The sequence below is a fragment of the Ruegeria sp. YTSA105 genome, assembly GCF_059610225.1.
The window spans coordinates 50,188-66,588 of the sequence record NZ_JBXWNE010000007.1 but is presented as its reverse complement, the minus strand read 5'-3'; the positions used below and the strand labels follow the sequence as shown (position 1 = coordinate 66,588).

The following is a 16,401-nucleotide window of genomic DNA, read 5'->3' as shown; positions in this document are numbered from 1 at the left end:
ATGCCTGACAATTTGCCGGTTCGTGAAAAATAGTTTTGGAAAACTGCAAGATTTCATAATTTTATTGTGGGAAATTCCTACACTCGGGCATATTGCGAATTTCTGGAGAAGAGATGACAAGAAGACTTGGTAATAACACGGATCAGTCGCTGCCACTCGTCAGGGCTTCAGTTGCGGGTCCGGTTGTCGCAGCGCTTCGCAGCGTAGGGGTCGAACCCGCGTTTGTTCTTGATCCTCTGGGGTTGAACGAAGCGCAGGTAATGGACCCGAAGAATTTCCTGCGCCACGATACCGTCTACCAGATCTATCAGGCCGTGGCAGAAGCCACTTCACCGGATTTTTGCGCACGGGTCGGGCAATCCGTCGATCTTGTCAAATTTCTCCCGCTTGGCGATATGCTGGCAGAAGCCCTTACGTTGGGAGACTTCTTTACCAGGTTCACACAAGCGGTTTCCAAGGAATCCAATGCCGTTACGCAATCCCTCTTTGTTGAAGGAGAGCACGCGTATTTCAGTGCCAAAAGGAACTTCCAAATTTCGGTTTCTCCCAGCCAAACCGACGCGTTTCTGACGAGTATATGGATATCCCTGTTGCACCGTGTCCTGGATTTCAGGTGGGACCCCAACCAGGTCATTCTTCGCGTCAGTGACCCGGATGCGCTGCCCGGTCAGTTTCACGGCGTTCGGGCAATCAAGTGCAATCCTCAAGGTTTTTCGATCAGGTTTCCCTCCAGCTGGTTAAGTTACAGACTGCGACCAGAGGCACTGGAAAACCCCCCAGACTACAGGGTGATGGATGAGGACCTGGCCGCCCCGCAGGATTTCCTTGCAGGATTGGAAGGCCTGATCAGGGTCCATCTTGCGGATTCAGGATTTGGTGTGGATGAGCTTGCGGACCTTTGCGGATTTCATCAGGAAACACTGAACAACCGATTGGAACCCTACGGTCAAACGGCGTCCCAAGTGATCGCGCGCATTAAGCAGGAAGAAGCCGAACGCCTGCTAGCAAATGACAACAAATCCGTCGGCGAGACAGCGCAACGGCTCGGCTATGCCGACCCAACAGCTTTCTCTAGAGCTTTCCGTAAATGGACGGGCCTATCTCCAGCAGCCTACAAGAAATCAAACCGGAAGGACTAGCATTGCTCCTGAACATCGCCATCGGTCTTCTATCTGCATTTTTTCTCTTTGCTTCATCCATCAAGATTTTTGGGTGGCAAAAGAAGGTCTTTGAAATCCAGTTGGGCATGTTCGAAAGCTACGGCCTCAACAGGCAGATCATGTTCCTCGTCGGATGCGGAGAACTTTTCGGGGCATTCGCCATCTGGTTTCAATCGTCGTGGATAGGGCCACTAGGAGCACTTGCGTTGCTCTGCACATCTTTCGGAGCGATATTCTGCCATTTAGTGTTCGATACTTGGAAGCAGGGCATACCAGCGATGATAACAGGGACGCTTGCGGCTTTTGTTTTAAACGCTGGGTATTCAAAGCTTCTAAACGTACTGTAACAACAGTCACCCGACCGATACCGGGTAACCTCAGGACAGCGATGGAACGTCCACGACGGGCCTTTATTCTCGACTTTGCAAAGTCCGCTTTCTGCGCATTTCTGTCATTGGGGCATCGATCAGCATCGGTCAGGCGCGAGATTTCGGCAGAGCAGCAGATTAGATCAAAAGCATATCCAGCTAGTTCCCAATAGCGGTTGTTCCAAAAGGTCTCGGCAAACGTTCGCAATGATCGTTCTTCGAATTTTGCAAAGTCCGCGTTCTGCGCATCACCGACCTTAGTATGCAGAGAAGCAATTTGTACATTGGGCGTAGGGCCGGTGCTGACGAATTGTTTGCGACTGACCGTGGTTCTTGTGTGGCGGGCGATTGGCCGGAGCGGCCGCAAACGCTCCATAATTGCGACTTATGTTAAATCTCGAAATCCCGGCTTTCTGCCACAAAACCGGTGCGAATTTCCGACAGTTTCAGGAAAACGAATGTTTCTTCCGGTGACGTCTTGAAGGACGATGCCCGCAGTATCACTATTAGACTAAGTGTCCTTAAACCAAGACTTGTTCATTGTTTTCACTCCCTGATTGGCTGCGTTCCAAGCCAAAGCAGCTCACCGAAGCAAAACAAAAGCCCGCAAGCGAGCTTGATGCCGAACCAGTTGCGAAGGTCGGCACCAATATCGACCGGCCGGTCATCAATCTTTATCGACCCCATATCACCTCCGGGGATTGTCTGATTGTCACCGGGTATCAGGACTTCTTGTCTTCGCTGTCGATTCTGATGAAGGAATTACCAGAGCTGAGGGATCCCGAAAACGACAGTGATATCCGGATCCGGATATCGTTCGGGATCGACACAGCGAATACCAAAAGGCTGACAAACCCCAAGCCAGTCACCGAAGAAATGAAACTCTACTGGCTGGAGCGCTCCGGGCTTCAAGTGGAGGAGGATCACGATCTCATCGCAGTGCTGGCAAAACACGCCATCAAAACCGGGAAAATTGATCTGCGTGTCTTCGATCCGGAGCTCGCCAAACGCAAGTTGGGGATATCTGGGGATCGGCGGCTACACTCAAAAATCGTCAGCTCACCAAAAGGTGCCGTCGCCGGGTCCGCAAACTTTTCCTACTCAGGGCTCTACAAAAACATCGAGTATGCCGATGACCTGGATGCGGGCACTCATGAACTTCAGGTCGAACGCACAGAAGCCGCTGAGCAGGCTTGGGATGTGTCTGTCGATTGGAATACCGAAGCGCTGGAGATACTCGAAAAGCTTATCAAACCGGTGACCGCTGAAGACGCGATGGCGCGAACTATCTCGGAGCAAAAGGGGTTCGAACCCTGGCTCACCGGAGACCGAAAAGATATCACGAGCCACACGCTGTTTGGGTATCAACAGGAGCTGACCTATGAGGCGTGTTCCATCGTCTATGACCATGGGATCGCCTTCGTAGAAGCGCCCACCGGTTCGGGAAAGACAGAGATCGGCTGTCACCTGGCTGAAGCATTGTCAGAAACATTCTCAGAAGTCGTGCCCCGCTCCCCGGTCCATGGCGTTGCGCGAAAAAATGCAGCTGTAATTGCCCCGCCCAAAGTTATTCCCAGTTGGCGCAAGTACTCGACAAACTCGCTCCAACCTGTCGCAAATAGCAAACTTGCCAAACAACACCTCCGCGGCGCTGGCGATGAAGAAAAATCTGGGCTCAGGCTCGATCAGTTTGGCATTCTGATAATCGATGAAAGCCACACAGTTACTCCGGGCTTTGAACAAGCATCTCAAATGGCCTCAGCCATCGAACTTGCCCCGCCAAGCTGGAATGTCTGTCTGTCGGCAACGCTGCTCGGGAACCGGGATGTCGACTGGTTGACCCATATGCAGGAGAAGCGGGCGTCCATTTTCATGACCCCAACCTTCATTCAGGCCATGGGTGAGTTGTTCGAACGCGAAACCCACGTTCCCAAGGATATCTTCAACCAGGATGCACAACTGGCCGTTTTGTCAGAACCTGACACGACGCTCACGCGAGAGGCTCGCACCGAACTCGCTCAACTTGTTTCACCGTTTTTGACACGCAGACAAAGGCGATGCATCGGCGAGGACGAAGATCCCAAGAAGCACAGTTACCCGAAACTTGAAAACCACGGGCGCCCGAAGAAACTTAAGGTGACAAGGCCTCAGCAAACGCGCCTGGATGAGATTGTGGCACTCTGTAAAGAGCTTGCGCCTGGCGGTCGGGTGACCGCTGTCGAGAAAAGCCGGTTCGGGCACGTCAGCACGCAACAAAGCACGCAGGACCAACTCTACATCCGCAACCTTTTGAACATTCTGCGCGTGAGCGCCGCCCAGGCCCATTGGGAGATGTCTCATGGAGCCATTGGCAAATCGCTTCGCGACTTCGAGCGTGGTGGGAAATCGAAGAAAAAGATATCCCACCGCGACCAGTCCGACATGTTCGAAGCATTAGGAATAGAAGCGCCTGAACCCACAAAGAAATGCGACGCTCTAAACCGAAAACTGGGTCTCAGTGTTCTCAAGGAGCTTGATGAGAAGCGGTATGAGGCGTGCCTGAGAATACAAAATGAAAAAGACAGGGTCGTCTTTCTCGCGGAACGGACGGACACACTCGAGATTTTTGCAGAAGCACTGTCGCGCAGAGGCCACCACACCAACTATGTCGTGGGAAACCAAACCAAGGGTGAAGATCGTGCCGTGAAAGCAATCTTTGGAGATGGCCCCGACAGCTTCAAGCGTATCAAACAGGGCAAGTCCGTGGAGTCTTACTTCCGACCAGGAGGAAAGAACGAACCAAAAGGATCTGCGTCGGTTTTTCTGACTTACAAGATGGCTGAAGGTATCAACCTTCAGTCGTCAGACACGCTGGTGTTGCTTGGCCTGACCTCGAACCTGAAAGAGCTCATCCAAGGTCTGGGTAGGATCGACAGGATCGACAGTGAGTTCGGGGTCGTCAATTACCACCTTGTTGATGTGCCAGTAGGTCAGTTTGCATCTGACGAAAAAATCGCCCAGCGCATAGAGAACTATAAAACTTTGGCTGGGGAGGCGCTAATCGACGCCGTCTTAGAAGAAAGCACCGAAGACGCAGAACTGATCCTCAATAGTGTTGTTGAATATCTGCGATCCCCACGGCGGCTTCGCGACAATAACTTTCACGACGTGCTGGAACGCACCAAGCAAACAATCTCCGAAGACCGATACAAACTCATCGACAAGGCCAAAATCCAGGGCACCTGGGGTGCAGAGTTGGCGCTCCTATCGGCCCGTGAGAAATTCACGGCGCTACATCTCAAAGGACTTAGCAAGAGCAATAGCTTCTTTCCGCCTCGCCTGCTGCTTCTTAAGGATACTGCGCCAGGCCTTATACTGGAACGCGACCAGCTAGCCTGCGCCCAATCGCTGGAGACTGCATACGAACGGACCAGAAGCCTTGGCATGGAGCACGCCCACATGTCACTGGAAGATCTCTCTGAAGCGCTAGAGACGATTTCAGTGCAGATCGGCAAGCTGACCGAGTGGGACTTACGCCCGGCGCGCGTTGAAAGCCTCATGAAAGCCTGCGCCGAATTCATGGGACGCAAAGGTGGCATCGAACTCAGTGATCAAGAATGGTTTGGCCATCTGTCACTGCCGGCCGTGGAAATGTTGTGTGAGGCATGGAGCCGTGAGCTTGATCCCTTCTGGGAATAAGCAAAACACGAAGTGCGTGACAGCTTCGCCTATGAGGATCTCCCCAAGGGGTACATCGCGCTTCAGGTTATCTTGGAAAAGCTCGAAAGCGATCATCAGGCGTCCGTTGAGATCCATGAAAAGATGGTCCGGGTCATCGAAGAAGCTGATCAGGTTTCACGCGGCCACGAACCCGCAATTGGACAGCGCATTTCAGTGGTGTTCTTTTCGGATGGCGCAGGCGAGCACTAGGCAGCCTCAGACAGCAGCGAAGCCAGATCACTCAGTTTTACCAAGTGTCCTCGCGTCGTCTTACCTTCCATTTGCGCACCATGGGTCTCAATCCCTTTGCTCTCAAAATCAGACAGGAGTTTTCGGGACGTAGTTCCTCTTGACCTAGCCAGTGTACCTACCGGCAAGTACTCGCTTTGAAAGATCGCAAGCTGCTGCGGTCTGACCAAGAAAGACTCGCTTGGGCCATGCGGAACTTTGCGTGATCCGAGCAGGCCCAGCTTGCACCAATGTGTCACCGCCTGAGCCTTCCAACCCGTCAACTTTGCGACATCATTTGCGGTCCAGTCTTTTGACAACCGCTGCGTCCCAAGTTCGCGGTCGATGTCGGAAACTGAAAAATGAAACTCACCAAGTCGCATGTTTTCTTCCGCAACAACAGGTTTGATAACGCCTGTGGAGATTTTCTGAAGAACATGCATCAAAGCAGCTCGATCAGTTGTCCGCCTCAGGTTGAGCTGATTGAACGGAATAGTTTCTCCCGCTTGAACTTTAGTGCAGTTTCGAATGTTTGTTGTGAGCTCTTTTAGGCTTTCACCGTCAATGCAGCCATCAACAAGTGGAGGACGGTATTCAGCAGCAACCTCGTGGATCAATTCTGACGCGCGAAGCAGATCAAATTGCTTTCTTGTAACACCAAGGTAGTCTCTGGCCTGCAACCCATCCCAATACCGCTTCCTATCCAGATAGATGTTCGAAATTTCGAAGCGTGGAATCATCGTATGCCGGTGCCCATACCCGCTACGGGCTTGCTTTCCGGCAATTTGACCTGACTGAACCTCAGCCACCAAGCGCTGTGCAGAAATTCCCAGTTCCTTGGCCGCTTGTTTAGCCGAGACCCATTCCCGAGCTTGCAACGGCGTTAGCTTTCCCAGGTAGGTTCCCTTGAACTCGGTTGAAGCAGCACGCGACACTGCATCTCTGAAAGGCTGGTACGCATCATCTTCGAACTTCATAAGTCTTTGATACCAGCTTCCGAGCATGGACGGCACAGAGTTGGATTCTGAATTTCCTGCCAGTATCAACCCTCGAACGTGTTCTTCGAACCCATTTGGCCAATGGTCAAATACAGTTGCCAACGGCTCAATCAGTTCCAACGAATCTGCAACGCTTTTGGGTGTTTGTGTTTTCCCAGACTTGCCCGTGCGGTTCTGAGCGAAACCACTCGCTAGGAAATTAATAAAAGCGCCAATGTCTTTTGGGACCTGACGCCCTCCTGCAAGGTCAAGAAACCGCTTGCCAACCGTTGAATCTCCCGCAATCAAGGCGGAGATGATCACTTCGTGGTCCTTTGCTGCCACCCGTGGGAAATTGGAGTAGCTAAAGCCACATCTGCATTTATCAAAGCCGCCGGACGTCGGACGCAATGTGGTTTTGCAGACAGGGCAAACATCTTGAAGACGCGTTTTGTGATGGTGACAGGCTGTCACCAAGTAATGACGCCAAGTTTGTTGAAAGGGTAAGCCATCGGCAAGACATGAAGGGCAAATCGGATCGCTATGATGCCGCTCGAAACGCCAGTTTAAGCTGGGTGACTCAGGTTTGGCAGAAGGGGAGATAGTAACCAACAAACCTTTCTCTAAGCCCATCTCTTGCTCAAAGTGCTCGATGTTCTCGACTAGAATTCGCCCATACTTCCGCCGGAACCGTGTCAAAAATTCAGAGACATCTCTGTATCCATTTACATGGGCTAGACGACGCAAGTATCCGATAAGGCTCTCGCCTTTCAATGGTGGTACTGCAAACAAACCCGGCACCTCATACACCTCGCATAATCGCAAGCTCATGCGACGTCATAGGCTCTACTTCGAGACCAGCATCTGCCATGACTCTGATGTATGACCTGATCAGCTCAGTATCCGATGGTGGTTCTTCTTGAAAAAACGACTGATACGGATCTCGCTCCAGGCCTGAATCCGTCGCTGCCCTGGCAATCGTTTTGGTGCTGTATTGTGAATTTTGGGCACCCAATGCCAGGGGCGCGCGCAGCACTTCCAACGCCACTGGCACACGTCCGCCGGAAACACCGTACAATCGCCGTACCATATCGTCTTGGTCAAACTCCAAAAGGATGCCGGACTCCTCAAGACAATAGAAGGCAGCAAAGATTGCATCGCAGAACGCGATACGATCAGCCTCAACGCTCCACCAATAGGGGTTCATTCGAATGGTGTTCAAACAGCGTCCCGCAAACTGCTCGTTGCTGTCCATAACCGCTTCGAACATTGGCAACCCAGCTAAAATCAGAGCGACTGAGGTTTCATCAACAATAGTCTTGAAGTGATCAGCGGCTTGTCGACGCGAGTGCCTAGTCAGAGTTTCGGCGCAATGGTTCACTTCGTCGATAATGATTGTTTGAATGCCGTGCTCAGCTACGAGCCGAAAGAGACGTTCTCGAATTTGGGCAGGTCGCTCTCGTTCTACGAAGTCAAAGCCCATGCTTCGCAAGCAGGAACCGTAATAATCCCGCTCGGAAGGCCGTGGCGCAAGTCGGCCCAGAATGACATCTGAAGATACCAGAATAGCACTTGGGCCGTGGCGGTCATTTTCAACTTGTGCCTTCAAGTCCTTTGTCAGTTCTGTCTTTCCACATCTCGTCGGCCCCAAGATTGGTATGATCCGTCCACCCTCGGTTGCTGCAATATTCAAAAGACGTTTTATCTCCGAGACAGCCCATTCGTGGCGGCTATGTCGGATGAATGCACCTTGCAGAGCTCTACTAGTTGTTTGGTCCAGCATCTTTTCTTTCGACCCTTGGCAAGTTCTTTGATCTCGTAACTGCGAGCTTGTTGTGACCAACCTCTGACCGTATTTGGTCAATTAGTTGTGGTTCTTTCAAACTTCTGTTCTGCATATCAGCGGCCCGCAACTTGTCGATTTCCGCAGAGCGGTTCCTTTGCAGTTTAGTTTTTTTGCCCTGCTTATACGTCCTGCGCGCTTGGATATCTTTGTGGATCTCCAAAGCCGTTTTGATTGGTCCGTTGTGTTTCGCCTTGGGTGACCGGCATTCTCTTAGCTCACGATAAGAAAGTGCTGCCAAGTCTTTTGCTTTGTTGGACGCGCGCACCAACTCGCCTGTATGCGGATCCACGACCAAAATTTCCCTAGCATCAAGTGGAGCATAGCGTATTTCAACACGCTGGCGCGGGCCTAGTCGTCGGTACAGCCTTGCCAAGTCTTCAGAGTTGTATTGCATACTCTCGAATTCGATACCGTAGTGCCACAGAGTTCGAGATTCGGATTGGATCATCAGCGCTGCGTGATGCTCGTCCAAAGACGGGGGTTCTGGCACTATGTGTTCATCTGCCAATCTGTCCCAAGCGGCGCTAGGTGTTTCACCCCGTTTAAAGATGTCTTGGACTTTTCTCCTCGGAGTTCTTCCATATTCGTCGTAGCGCCAGCGTTGCATTATTGAATTGAACACTCTTAGCGTCAGACGGGCTTCATCCATTGCTTTTTTGGTTCGATCCCGGTCGGGATATGCCTTTGACTTAGTCGCACCCGGAAGCTGGCTGACTTTGCTTCGAACTGCCCCGAACAAGTTTTCGATAAACGGCTTTTCCTGGGGTTTTCGAGGTTGCGCCCAATGGCCATGGACACCAGCAACTTCGATAAAAGCATCGATGGGTTCGCCCACGTTCTCTGAACCCTGATCCATTACAACCACTTTCGGCAGTGCGGCGATTTTTTTCCTGTTTACAATTTCGTGCTGTTCGAAAAAGTCTTCCTCTGGGTAGCTAATCATCTCCTTTAGAGCTTTGGCCACATGTTCTGATGATGGATCTGGTAGGAAGACCTGAAATGCGACAATCCAACTAGTAGCACAGTCAATCGCTGCACAAATCCACGGCCGACCTATTACCTCCCCGCTATCATCAACCAGCATTATGTCAGCTTTTGTGCAGTCCAATTCTATTTGATCGTAAGGTGCTGTTATATCATAGTATTTTTGGGCAATTCGCATGTGTTGGCGCGCCTCGTTACTGCCCAGTTGCCACTTTAGAACGTCAAAATGAGGGATTGTGTGCACAATCGCTTCGACTGCCTTGCGTCCGCAGCACCCAGGTTTTATGCCATTCTCATGGCAAACCAACTGGTATTGATTATAAGCGTCGCTAGACAGACTTGTTAGATTTTGTCTGTCCGACGACGTATATTGCATTTCCAATAGATCGAGCACTATCTCGTGGAAAACGCTGTCAAACCTTGGCATACGATTTCCTGAATTGCTGTGCTTGGGCAAAAGCGCTTCCGGCCCGCCGCGCCGATACAATTTGACCCAATTCTGAACAGTCGATTGCCTCGGAAAACGGTTACCCTTGATTTTGCAGGTGGGTTCTTCGGCGAACTCGCGTTGAAGTATCGGTATGCGTTTTGCCCAATGAACGCCTTCCTCCCCAAGCTTTAGTGCATTTTCCACAATGCGTAGTCTGAGCTGAGCTTCACGTGCATCTTTAGCGGTTACATTACGAGGACGTTTGTCGAAGCCTTCTTCCTTCACTAGCCCATCGTGCACATGATCTCGATATTCTTGTCCAGATATCTCAAAAGGATCAACTTGGGAGTTCGATATCTGATATGCATCCCGCCCAGCTATCGCTCCATCGACAGCATAGGTTTCTCCCCTATATTTGATGGTTCTCTGGTGCCGCCTTTTGACAATCTGCTTCAAAATTCGATTACCTCCAGATGTCTTCGGTCGCGGTTCGCAGTATTCAGGTTCGTGGATGGCCCAAGAGCTTCACATGAAAAATCGAACACCAGATAGCCATCAAGAATAAGGCGAAGAATCTTCGCTTGGGGGATGCCAATGTTCTCTCTTAGTTCTTTGAACGTCACACGTTGCTGTTTGAGACACGCTATTTTGCTTGCAAGTTTAGGGGCGGTCTCTTCGGCTTGTCCTTGCAATAGCAGCCAAGCATTTCGATCAATCGGCCCCTGCAATAAGGACTCAGTTACAATGACAAGCGAGAGTCCGACTTCGGCAAGAAGTGAAGGATAGTCCAGGTACTCAGGTTTCTTATCTATGTGAGCGCTGTGCTTGGCGTCCAAGTAGAACAAACGGCCGTCGACAAGTGTGACTTCTAGGTCTGGTGTATAAAGCTTAGGCCTGTACCGACGCCCTTCATAAGCCTCTAGCGCCGCTTCTTTGTTTGCAAATGCTCTTCCGGTTCCCATGTCGATTGTGCAAGGCTGTGGCTTAAGCGAGACCACACGAGGGTCGACCTGCATGCAACGAACCAGTGCTGCTTCCATTTGGCTTTCGAGCTGAATGACGCCTGGGAACTTGACGCCAGACATTTTGCCAGCGCGTTTTTTCATTCCGCGCTTGTGAACGCGTCGGGCCGTCGGGGGTGCGTGTCGATCTATCCTCATACGGGCTCTATACATGCATCCATTCGCATTGGCAATGGGCTCGATGCGAATAAAATGATTGCGACCGATGATGACTGAAGACGAATTTCAAGATTTGGCCAAAACTGAAAACTGGATTGCCCTCGGAGCGTGGCTGAATCGCGTTGTCCAAGACAGCCAAGCCTGCGGGTACGCGTTTCCGGACGATGCACTCCAAAGCGTTGCCGCTATTAGAGGCACAAAGCCTGCAAGCCTTCGCAATCCGATGTCCGCGGCGAAATGGTTAGAACAGAACCGACCCGATCTTTTTGAATCAAAGCCCGACTGGCTGGCCATGATGCAAGTTATTTTGCTTTCAAGGATAGATCGGTATGACCCTAGGAAATCCAAAGAGATAGCTGATGCCGTTCTTTCAGGGGAGTTATCTCAGGCGGAAACTAAGTCGATTCTTGATGAAGTTCGATTGGCGGAGAAGCCTGCGGTCGTGATTGCTAGAGGTGGTTTTGGCGGCCAGCGAAGAGCCCGAGACTTCGAAGTAAACGCAAAAATGCTTTTCAAACAGAACACTAGTGACATCTTCAATGTGGAAAATTTGACTGTTCGAGAAGGCAGAACGTTCGAGCCTCTTGCCACAGACTTAATCGTATACAAAGGCTCGGAGCCTTTTGCGGCGATTGAGATCAAAGGCCCGAGGAATAGAATTGATCCTGGCTACTTGATTGACCAACTGGCAAGAGCAGCACTTCTTTTGAGAAAGGTTCCTCAAGTACTATACGTTGTTCCTGAGCAATCTGAGTACAAACTGGGTGAACTTGTAGCGATACGAGACAAACTCGAAATCGAAGGAATTAAATTTGGGACATTGCCGGAGAAAAGTCGGCTCGCACCAAAAGATCTAAAAGTTCTGGGATGATGCACTCTCTAATGTTGGGTGTTATGCCGTGCGCGAAGGTCTGCAATGCGCAGAAAGCTGACTTTGCAAAGTATTGCGTACAGGTCGCAACAGAAGTCTAAGTTCTCAGTATTCTGGGCCTAAGCTTCGCTGGCTCGGAAGTAGAGCAAGGGTTAAGATCAAAAAACTGATTGGAATATGGCGCGCTGGAGAGCTTTGAGCACCTACAAGACTTCTTGGCCATTTGCCCGCATCCGCCATGCGGTCATTCTCCGAAGAAGATGTTGGGGGTATCAAAAAAGGGGGAAGATTTGCGGTTTTAGTTTTCGGAACGACTTTCGATCAGTTCCCAACACCAACTGATCAGGAATGATAGCCCTCCGACTACGAAGACTACCATTGCTGCCGCTTCTATTCGGAAGACCGCAAACTCAAGCGTTGGGGCCGTCACCAACAGTGTGGCAATAGTAAAGAACATCGCGGTCCATAACGTGTTACCACCTATTCTGTGCACGCCTATGACAGCGGAAGCAAACCCAAGGATCAATAGGCCTTGATGAGACAAGCCGCTGAACTCCAAACATAGGGCTGCCAAAGACCCAAGCGCCACGCCAACACCAAACCGCAATGCAGCATCAGGCACTTTTTGAAGTGGAGCCAAGACGCGGAATACGAACAACAACGAAAGCCAATAGGATTTTTGGTTTCCGATTACGTGAGCGAGAAACGACGTTAGACTCATGCCGACAATTAAGAATAGCCAAACAGAAATTGCTTCCTTGAAAGTCATGGGAGATCGTATTGCTGAACCCGCCAAGTTAAGCCAAGCGCTGAGCAAACTACCGACTGTTGCCGCGGCCAGAAAAACCAAAACATGAACGGCAATACGCTCGTCGGGTGGGATCAGTAAGTACAAGAGCAATCCGTTCAATGCAGGAACTGTCGCAAAACCACCGTTCTTGTACCCTTCAAAACCAGCCCAACTAATCAAGACAAAACCACACAGAAAGGCGATCCACTGAAGCGGGAAGAGTGTGCATAACAGTATGCTCACCAGCACCATCGCAAACGTTCTGGCGTTAGAAACAAGACTAGAAAAGACAGACCCTAAAAAACCAGCTGAATAACCCCCGACTGCCGCGATACCACCAAACGCAACGACCTGACCGCCGAGCAGTATGACGAGTACGGCTGTTGTACATATTGCCAACGCCGTACTCCAAGAGAGCAATCTTCCATCGAACTTAGTCGGCACCCTTGCTCCTCCAACTAGAGGCTCTTCGTCGTGAGTTCACTGTAGTCCATACGAAGCAGACCCTTTGAATATTCTGAGAATTTTCACTGGTCCCAAGTTTTTAACAGGTCAGTGTAATGCCATAACAGCTCGCATAGTATTGCGATGGGAGGCAGTCGGTCTGCACTATTTTTTGGCAACAGAAGCCCATTGGGTAATCCATTGATTGAATTCTCAGCCTTGTGCTATTGGGCGACGGGCGCCCAACCAGCTCTCTCTAAACCTTCAATAAATACCGCGCTTATCCGACGGCGAAGATTGAAATGATCTGATCAGGCTGCTCTGAAATTGAACCCAGACTTCTGAAAGGTCTACGCGGTCACCACGTCTTGTATCGGTTGGAGTGGCAAGATTGAGTATTTCGGTTGCCTCAACGCCGACAGATCACACAGATACCCCGCAGAGCTCAGTCGCAAAAGTCTTGCGGTATGCGCCACAGCTCACATCGCCAGCAATTCCTGATGAATTGCGACCATTGCCCAAGTGTCGCGCGTGCAATACGCCACAAGATCAGCATATACCTTAGGGCTGCAAGCGCAGTGGGAGAATTGAATTTGATGTGTCCTTGAAGTGAATTAGACTAAGAGCCAACTGTTCAGATAGCTCATTAAGAGGACATCATGGCAGCTCCTTTAGTCCAAAACTGGGAACTGACTGCCGCCATCCAGGACATAGCAGATTGGCTGGTTCAACAGGGCTTAGAGAATGCGCCTGTGGAGCTCTGGCTTGAAGCATTCTGCAACCGTCTTGTTTCGGCAGGAATTCCGCTTCAAAGAGCAAACATCACTGTTCGCGCTCATCATCCCGAGATTGGGACTGTCGCTTTTCGCTGGCACAGGGATGGCGGTCATGAGCGAGAGAACTTTGTCCGAAGAACGGATGCGCCTGAGGAATACGTTCTAAGCCCAATTTATTATCTTTTGGCAAACAACGTTGAAGAGATCAGACAAGATCTGACAGTCGAAGAACCCGCGCTCAACTTTCCGATCTTCGACGAACTTCGCGAGCGCGGTGCAACTGACTACTTCGCTGTTAAACGGTTTTTCCTTATTCAGGACAATACTACGCCAGTCGATCCAATGCAGGCCTATGAAGGTGCTATAATCTCATTGACAACCGACGCGAACGGGGGCTTCACGAGCGAGCAACTTGATGGTTTGCGTCAACTGATATCTCCACTTTGCCTGACGCTGAAATGTGGGGCGAACCGATTGATGGCTGAAGACATTACAGCCGCATATCTGGGCAAAGACGCCAGTAGGCGCGTTCTTTCCGGGGGTCTCAATCATAGAATTGCTAAACGACTACTTCGCGGAAGCTGTTGACGTAGTCGAACGCAATGGCGGTAACGTTCTGAAATTCATGGGAGATGGAATGCTTGCCATCTTCGATATCAATCAAGTTCCGGACGCTCGCCGCGTCGCAATTTACGCGGCAGCGGAGTTGCGAGATACTTTTGAGGAACTCAACCAACGACGGCAAGCGGATGGTTTGCCAACGACCGGCTTCACTCTTTCGTTGCACGCAGGCGATGTTCTTTACGGCAACATCGGCGGTAGATCTCGCTTAGATTTCACAGTGGTCGGCCCAGCGGTAAACACAACTTCGCGCATTTTAGGCATGTGCAGTGCGCTTGATCAGAACATTGTTGTTTCCGACAAGGTGGCGGGCGACTTGGTGGGCTCCATTCCAAGTCTTGTTTCCCTGGGGCAATACAGATTGCGCGGTGTTGCTGAAAAACAGGAGCTGTTCACGATAGACTAACTGCCGCTATTTGGAAGCTGCCGCAATGGGGTGTTGACCTGCGTCAAAGCAAAGGTAGCCGGACTGTTACTAGGTTGGTTTGCACATGGAACAGAACTGTTGGATCAAGCACCCGCGCAGAGCGGCATTCTTGGTCATAGTGATTGCATTGTCAGGGTGCATGGGCAGGCACCATCAAGGCAATTGGCATGGCCACGGCTTAGAAGGTTGCTATGGACCTCACCACGACGTTGATCGCGAGGTCCATTGCCGAGCGCTCGAGTGAACTTGAGCCATATTCTTGCTTGTTAGCTACAAGGATGGAGACGCCAACGTGCGATCAGTCTGGTTATGCTCGCGGAACGACGCCATCGGCAACGTAGCTGTTATGATTGCCGCGTTAGGCGTCTGGGGCACGGCAACAGGTTGGCCTGACCTAATAGTTGCTGCGATCATGGCAAGCCTCTTCTTGTCATCTTCGTACCAGATCATTCGTCAGGCTCTTGAGGAACGGCACGAGGAAGCAGCGCATGAGCATAGAACAGCTGGGACAAGCTGACATTCGCTGCGGAGGGCAAACTACACAGGTATGGGCTCCACGCGGTCATTTGCAATATCGCGATGTATGTCCACTTTGCGGACTTTTCTGCCGACGCTTAAAGCCTTGCGCATAACACTCAAGCGCGGCAAAGCAGTCTTTGGTTCAGCGCTATTGGTCTATTTGGTCATTGCCAAGCTTGGTTTGCCCGGACGAGACAGATGAAGATCGCATCTGTTGGCCCGCGGCGTCGAGGGCACCTCCGCTCGCCGGGCCGCGCAGCGGCTGAATCAGCATTCGGTCGAGCCAGAGGTCTCGGCGTGTGCGAAACTGCTTGATGCCGATTTCCATGCTTTTGTGCCCCTTCTTGGGTTGCGCAACGTAAGTGCCTAGAAGTCGGTCCCACCACGGTAGATTAAAGCCAAAGTTCGAGTTGGTCTCGCTTGGATCGACTGAATGGTGGACTCGGTGCATGTCTGGAGTGACGACGATCCATCTGAGAATTCGATCCACCGGACGCGGCAATTCAATGTTTGCGTGATTGAAGAGCGCGGTAGCGTTCAGGGTCACCTCGAAAAGGAGCACGGCGACAGCGGGCGGCCCCAAGGTTGCTACGACCGCTAGCTTGATCCCCATCGAGATGAGGATTTCTACCGGATGGAAACGCAAGCCAGTAGTCGCGTCAAAATCAAGGTCGGCGTGATGCATCCGGTGCAGACGCCAAAGCCCCGGTACGGCGTGGAACATCACATGCTGAAGATAAATTGCGAGATCTAGAAGCAGCATGGAGACCACGATGGCAACCCAAACCGGCGCCTCGATGTTATTGAAGAGCCCCCATCCGCGATCCTCGGCCATGGCTGCGAGACCAACTGCGAGGATTGGAAAGGTCAGCCGCAGGATGGCGGTGTCGAGCACCACGAGCGCAAGGTTGTTTGTCCATCGGATAACGCGCGGAATATCCCGACTTCGCCGGGGTGCGGCCACTTCCCAAAGTGCCATCGCCGCCAGGACGGATAGGAAGGCAATAATGCGGATAGTTGGTTCAGCAGCTAGGATTGTGTCGGACATGGACATCCACTATTCGGGTTTCCGTCGCGATA

At 51.3% G+C, this 16,401-nt stretch carries 13 protein-coding genes and 1 pseudogene; 8 read left to right on the top strand and 6 right to left on the bottom strand.

Features of this window, described 5'->3' with window-relative positions:
• The first annotated feature begins 113 nt into the window (after positions 1 to 113).
• From AC2FH2_RS10795 to AC2FH2_RS10780, 4 genes are all read left to right on the top strand, one after another.
• Entirely contained in the window at positions 114 to 1,139 is a 1,026-nt protein-coding gene (locus AC2FH2_RS10795) for a helix-turn-helix domain-containing protein (RefSeq protein ID WP_480608076.1), read from the top strand.
• Positions 1,088 to 1,507: a DoxX family protein gene (locus AC2FH2_RS10790; RefSeq protein WP_260023749.1), complete on the top strand. Its 420-nt coding sequence runs from the start codon at positions 1,088 to 1,090 to the stop codon at positions 1,505 to 1,507. Before AC2FH2_RS10795 ends, AC2FH2_RS10790 begins: the two co-directional genes overlap by 52 nt.
• Before the next feature lie 561 nt (positions 1,508 to 2,068).
• Complete coding sequence (locus tag AC2FH2_RS10785) at positions 2,069 to 5,206, top strand: DEAD/DEAH box helicase family protein (protein ID WP_496823530.1); 3,138 nt, start codon at positions 2,069 to 2,071, stop codon at positions 5,204 to 5,206.
• 12 nt (positions 5,207 to 5,218) lie between these two features.
• Positions 5,219 to 5,437 (top strand): hypothetical protein, encoded by a 219-nt coding sequence (locus AC2FH2_RS10780; RefSeq protein ID WP_496823528.1) that lies wholly within the window; start codon positions 5,219 to 5,221, stop codon positions 5,435 to 5,437.
• Here AC2FH2_RS10780 and AC2FH2_RS10775 read toward each other — a convergent pair.
• From AC2FH2_RS10775 to AC2FH2_RS10760, 4 genes are read right to left on the bottom strand one after another with little or no spacing between them, the layout of a single operon-like run.
• Positions 5,434 to 7,263, bottom strand: a complete 1,830-nt coding sequence (locus AC2FH2_RS10775) for a TniQ family protein (RefSeq protein WP_496705834.1) — start codon at positions 7,261 to 7,263, stop codon at positions 5,434 to 5,436. The two genes, AC2FH2_RS10780 and AC2FH2_RS10775, sit on opposite strands and share 4 nt — an antisense overlap.
• Positions 7,235 to 8,215 carry a TniB family NTP-binding protein gene (locus AC2FH2_RS10770; RefSeq protein ID WP_496726652.1) on the bottom strand — a complete coding sequence of 327 codons (981 nt, stop codon included), beginning with the start codon at positions 8,213 to 8,215 and terminating at the stop codon, positions 7,235 to 7,237. Before AC2FH2_RS10770 ends, AC2FH2_RS10775 begins: the two co-directional genes overlap by 29 nt.
• Positions 8,196 to 10,148 (bottom strand): transposase family protein, encoded by a 1,953-nt coding sequence (locus AC2FH2_RS10765; protein ID WP_496705836.1) that lies wholly within the window; start codon positions 10,146 to 10,148, stop codon positions 8,196 to 8,198. The genes AC2FH2_RS10770 and AC2FH2_RS10765 overlap by 20 nt, the downstream gene beginning before the upstream one ends.
• Entirely contained in the window at positions 10,145 to 10,798 is a 654-nt protein-coding gene (locus AC2FH2_RS10760) for a hypothetical protein (RefSeq protein ID WP_496726653.1), read from the bottom strand. The genes AC2FH2_RS10765 and AC2FH2_RS10760 overlap by 4 nt, the downstream gene beginning before the upstream one ends.
• Before the next feature lie 121 nt (positions 10,799 to 10,919).
• On the opposite strand from AC2FH2_RS10760, the gene AC2FH2_RS10755 reads away from it, so the two are divergent.
• The gene (locus AC2FH2_RS10755; RefSeq protein ID WP_170408651.1) at positions 10,920 to 11,744 is read left to right on the top strand and encodes a hypothetical protein; all 825 of its coding nucleotides are present in this window, start codon (positions 10,920 to 10,922) and stop codon (positions 11,742 to 11,744) included.
• A 298-nt stretch (positions 11,745 to 12,042) separates the two neighbouring features.
• Here the strand turns inward: AC2FH2_RS10755 and AC2FH2_RS10750 are convergent, their stop codons facing one another.
• On the bottom strand, positions 12,043 to 12,978 hold the full coding sequence (locus AC2FH2_RS10750; protein WP_496823525.1) for a hypothetical protein: 936 nt from the start codon (positions 12,976 to 12,978) through the stop codon (positions 12,043 to 12,045).
• Between the two features lie 659 nt (positions 12,979 to 13,637).
• On the opposite strand from AC2FH2_RS10750, the gene AC2FH2_RS10745 reads away from it, so the two are divergent.
• From AC2FH2_RS10745 to AC2FH2_RS10735, 3 genes and pseudogenes are all read left to right on the top strand, one after another.
• Positions 13,638 to 14,342: a hypothetical protein gene (locus tag AC2FH2_RS10745; protein WP_496823523.1), complete on the top strand. Its 705-nt coding sequence runs from the start codon at positions 13,638 to 13,640 to the stop codon at positions 14,340 to 14,342.
• Entirely contained in the window at positions 14,311 to 14,781 is a 471-nt protein-coding gene (locus tag AC2FH2_RS10740; protein WP_496823521.1) for an adenylate/guanylate cyclase domain-containing protein, read from the top strand. Before AC2FH2_RS10745 ends, AC2FH2_RS10740 begins: the two co-directional genes overlap by 32 nt.
• Before the next feature lie 280 nt (positions 14,782 to 15,061).
• Positions 15,062 to 15,319: pseudogene (locus AC2FH2_RS10735) on the top strand (cation efflux transmembrane domain-containing protein); the annotation flags it as partial.
• A gap of 150 nt (positions 15,320 to 15,469) precedes the next feature.
• Here the strand turns inward: AC2FH2_RS10735 and AC2FH2_RS10730 are convergent.
• On the bottom strand, positions 15,470 to 16,369 hold the full coding sequence (locus AC2FH2_RS10730) for a sterol desaturase family protein (protein WP_496689894.1): 900 nt from the start codon (positions 16,367 to 16,369) through the stop codon (positions 15,470 to 15,472).
• Positions 16,370 to 16,401: the final 32 nt, after the last annotated feature.

What these genes read in the sequence shown, in the direction of transcription:
- AC2FH2_RS10795 (WP_480608076.1), top strand. Translation starts at nt 114, where the DNA reads ATGACAAGAAGACTTGGTAATAACACGGATCAGTCGCTGCCACTCGTC.
- AC2FH2_RS10760 (WP_496726653.1), bottom strand. Translation starts at nt 10,798, where the DNA reads ATGAAAAAACGCGCTGGCAAAATGTCTGGCGTCAAGTTCCCAGGCGTC.
- AC2FH2_RS10790 (WP_260023749.1), top strand. Translation starts at nt 1,088, where the DNA reads ATGGACGGGCCTATCTCCAGCAGCCTACAAGAAATCAAACCGGAAGGA.
- AC2FH2_RS10730 (WP_496689894.1), bottom strand. Translation starts at nt 16,369, where the DNA reads ATGTCCGACACAATCCTAGCTGCTGAACCAACTATCCGCATTATTGCC.
- AC2FH2_RS10775 (WP_496705834.1), bottom strand. Translation starts at nt 7,263, where the DNA reads ATGAGCTTGCGATTATGCGAGGTGTATGAGGTGCCGGGTTTGTTTGCA.
- AC2FH2_RS10770 (WP_496726652.1), bottom strand. Translation starts at nt 8,215, where the DNA reads ATGCTGGACCAAACAACTAGTAGAGCTCTGCAAGGTGCATTCATCCGA.
- AC2FH2_RS10755 (WP_170408651.1), top strand. Translation starts at nt 10,920, where the DNA reads ATGATGACTGAAGACGAATTTCAAGATTTGGCCAAAACTGAAAACTGG.
- AC2FH2_RS10745 (WP_496823523.1), top strand. Translation starts at nt 13,638, where the DNA reads ATGGCAGCTCCTTTAGTCCAAAACTGGGAACTGACTGCCGCCATCCAG.